This window comes from Allorhizocola rhizosphaerae, from assembly GCF_003426775.1.
Taxonomy (GTDB): domain Bacteria; phylum Actinomycetota; class Actinomycetes; order Mycobacteriales; family Micromonosporaceae; genus Allorhizocola; species Allorhizocola rhizosphaerae.
The window spans coordinates 1-2,823 of record NZ_QJUG01000423.1; the positions used below are offsets into that span (position 1 = coordinate 1).

At 68.7% G+C, this 2,823-nt stretch carries 2 protein-coding genes and 1 pseudogene; 1 reads left to right on the forward strand and 2 read right to left on the reverse strand.

Going from position 1 to position 2,823, the window contains the following annotated elements; all coding sequences use genetic code 11:
- Nucleotides 1–925, reverse strand: a 925-nt coding sequence (locus tag DM816_RS41275; protein WP_117215866.1) for a chorismate-binding protein, incomplete at its 3' end; no start/stop codon positions are given.
- A 158-nt stretch (nt 926–1,083) separates the two neighbouring features.
- Here DM816_RS41275 and DM816_RS41280 point away from each other — a divergent pair.
- Nucleotides 1,084–1,290, forward strand: a complete 207-nt coding sequence (locus tag DM816_RS41280; protein WP_117215865.1) for a DUF5999 family protein — start codon at nt 1,084–1,086, stop codon at nt 1,288–1,290.
- A gap of 8 nt (nt 1,291–1,298) precedes the next feature.
- On the opposite strand, the pseudogene DM816_RS41285 reads toward DM816_RS41280, so the two are convergent.
- Nucleotides 1,299–2,823: pseudogene (locus DM816_RS41285) on the reverse strand (glycine dehydrogenase (aminomethyl-transferring)); the annotation flags it as partial.

A 2,823-nucleotide genomic window follows, 5' to 3' on the forward strand; every position in this document is an offset into this window, starting at 1 on the left:
GCCCGACCGGCTCCAGCCGCGCGATCTCGGCCAGCGCGGCGAGCTTCGGCGCGCCCGTGACCGACCCGCCCGGACACACGGCCCGCAGCAGTGACGCCAGCCCCACGTCCGGACGCAGGCGGGCCTCGACGTCCGACTCCGCCTGCCACAGGTTGGACCACTGGCGCACGGTGAACAGGTTGGGCACCCGCACGCTGCCGGTCACCGCCACATGCGCCAGATCGTTGCGGGCCAAATCGACGATCATCACGTGTTCGGCGCGCTCCTTGGGCGAGGCCCGCAGGTCGGCCCTGCCCTGCGCGGTCGCCGGGGCCGTGCCCTTGATCGGCCGGGTGACGAGTTTGCCGTCGCGCACCGAGATCAGCGTCTCGGGCGAGGCGCACGCGATCCCCCAGCCCTCGCCGCCCAGGACCCCGCCGTAGCGGGCGCCCGGCAGCCTGGTGAGCCGGTGAAGGGCGGCGGCCGGATCGCCCTCGTACGGGGCGCTGGCATGCCCTACGACGTTGACCTGATACACGTCCCCGCGGGCGATGGCCGCCCGCACCTGCTCGACGGCGTCGGCATGCTGCTGGCGGGTCCAGCTCGGCTCCCACGGGCCGAGCAGCCACCGGCCCTGCGCCGGTTCAGCCTCCGGCGCGGGGGCCCGCCCGTAGACGACCACGGCGACATCGGGCACGCTCGGGGCGGGCGAAGGCGCGCCGACCGCGCCGCCTATCATGCGCGCCCCGGCCGCGGCCGAAACCAGCAGCGACGCTCCGTAAACGCGGGAGCGGCGTGCGGTACCCCCCAAGATAAGACCGAAATCTGCCAGAAAGTCCTCGATCAACCTCGCCGGGTCGCCGGCCTCGCCAACATGCCATTGCCATCGGGCGATCTCTCGGGCGTTACCCAGAGTGACGGTAGTTGATAGGCCGACCGGGTTCATTGTGATCGTCCGAAGGGCTGATTCCTACGCTTGACGTGGATTACTTGCTCGTATGTGTGTCGTTTTGCAGGGTAGCGTGCGTCACGAGTCATGTGAGCTACTCCACTCAACATGAACACACACCCCTAACAAACCAAGAATGGCGGAACAAGAAAGCCATGTGCCAGCACCAACCCTCCTGTCCGTCGGCCGATGCGATCGACCACGACGCGGCCAAGGTGGTGGCGTCCTTCCCTGAACAGGGCTGGAGCCTCCTCTGCAACGGCGTGATCGTATTCGAGGACACCGGCGAACTCCTCCCCGACGGTTCGAGCATCTCCCCCCACCGCGGACCTGCACTCCACGCCCTCACACAGACCGCCTAGGGCTGACGCTACGCGTAGTCGGCAGGCGACGGGCACGAACAAACCAGGTTCCGATCTCCGTAGGCCCCATCGATGCGGCGCACCGGAGTCCAGTACTTGCCCACGGGCGTCACCCCAGCCGGATAGGCGCCCAACGAGCGTGGGTAGGCGTGCGCCCACTCGTCTGCGCTCACCATCGCCGCCGTGTGCGGCGCGTTCGCCAGCGGGTTGTCACCGGCCGGCCAAACACCCTCCGCAACCCGCGCGATCTCCCGCCGGATGGCGATCATCGCGGCGACGAACCGGTCCAGCTCGGCCAAGTCCTCGCTCTCGGTCGGCTCGACCATCAGCGTCCCGGCCACCGGGAACGACATCGTCGGCGCGTGGAACCCGTAATCGATCAGACGCTTGGCCACGTCGTCGACCGTCACACCGGTCTCCCTGGTGATCTGGCGCAGGTCCAGGATGCACTCGTGCGCCACCAGCCCCTTGTTGCCGCTGTAGAGCACCGGATAGTGCTCGCGCAGCCGGGCGGCCACGTAGTTGGCCGCGAGCACCGCGTTGGTCGTGGCCTGGGCCAGCCCGTCGGGGCCCATCATGCGGATGTAGGCCCACGAGATGGGCAGGATGCCCGCGCTGCCGTGCGGCGCCGCGCTGATGTGGGTCTTCAGGTGCGGCGTCAGGTGCGCGCGCACCGCCACCGGGCCCACGCCCGGTCCGCCGCCGCCGTGCGGAATGCAGAACGTCTTGTGCAGGTTGAGGTGCGACACGTCCGCGCCGAACTTGCCCGGCTTGGCGAACCCGACCAGGGCGTTGAGGTTGGCGCCGTCCACGTAGACCTGTCCGCCCGCCTCGTGCACCTTGGCGCACAGCGCCGCTATGCCCGTCTCGTAGACGCCGTGGGTCGACGGGTAGGTCACCATGATCGCGGCCAGCCGGTCGGTGTGCTGCGAGATCTTCGCGTCGAGGTCGACCAGGTCCACGTTGCCCGACTCGTCGCAGGCCACCACGACAACGCGCATGCCCGCCATGACCGCGCTCGCCGCGTTGGTGCCGTGGGCGCTGGAGGGGATCAGGCAGACGTCCCGTTGAAAATCGTTATTTGCCATGTGGTACCCGCGAATCGCCAGCAATCCCGCGAGTTCACCCTGCGAGCCCGCGTTGGGCTGCACGCTGACCGCGTCATATCCGGTGATCTCGGCCAGCCACGCCTCCAGCTGGGCGATCAGCGTCTCGTAGCCGGCGGTCTGGGACGCGGGCGCGAACGGGTGCATGTTGGCGAACTCGGGCCACGTCACCGGCTCCATCTCGGTGGTGGCGTTGAGCTTCATGGTGCACGACCCGAGCGGGATCATGCCTCGGTCCAGCGCGTAGTCCAGGTCGGCGAGGCGGCGCAGATAACGCAGCATCGCGGTTTCGGAGTGGTGCGTGTTGAACACCGGGTGGGTCAGGAAGTCGGTGGTCCTCCGGGTCAGCTTCGCGTCGCCACCGTCCACTAAGGACTGTCCAAAAGCCGCACACACCTTGGCGAGGTCGGCTTCGGTGGTCGTTTCG